Origin of the sequence: Corynebacterium sp. HMSC05C01 (assembly GCF_001807155.1) — a bacterium.
GTDB classification, from domain to species: domain Bacteria; phylum Actinomycetota; class Actinomycetes; order Mycobacteriales; family Mycobacteriaceae; genus Corynebacterium; species Corynebacterium coyleae.
In genome coordinates, this window is sequence record NZ_KV787929.1 from 1 (window position 1) to 645 (window position 645).

The 645-nt window shown below is 55.3% G+C and carries 1 protein-coding gene; it reads right to left on the reverse strand.

From position 1 onward, the window contains the following. Positions 1–645, reverse strand: a 645-nt coding sequence (locus HMPREF3145_RS11740; protein WP_210384120.1) for a hypothetical protein, incomplete at both ends; no start/stop codon positions are given.

Sequence of the window (645 nt, forward strand, 5' to 3'; positions counted from 1 at the left end):
ACCAGGAGTCGTCTGCCAGCTATTGCCCCACAGACCCTTCCAGTACAAACGGAAGTCACCCTTAGCATCCGTGGTGGTCTTCACCGTCTCAGCAATCCACCCCTCAGGATCAGCCGCTACCTGCTCATTAATCCAACGCTGCAGACCCTGCTCATCATCAACAGTCCACCCCTTGCCACGCAACGTCTTACCAGAGAAATTCTTCTCCACATGCTCATGGATCGCCTTGACCGCCTCATCAGACAAGTACGAACCAACAACCTGCAAACCAGCAGCCGGCACATCATTGCCGTCCTTCTTCGACACTGTCGCATGGTTCAGCGCACCCTGGGCAACACGCAGGTTCCAAAACGCATTACCCCCGTAGTAACCAGCAAGACCACTGCCCTGAGACTCAGCCCACTTATTCTGCGGCAAGTGCTGCGGCAACGCAGTCTTCTGAGCGTACTGAATCGTCACACCCTTAACACGATTACCAGTCCACTGACCATCACCCTGAGTATTCGGAGTAATCAACGTATCCGGGAACACACCAGCAGCCGGCTGGTGCACCAAACGGTACTTACCCGCCAGATCCTCCGGCAACTCCGCCCACACACGAATCTTCTCACGACGGTGATCATTCTGCGGAACCGTCTCACCAAC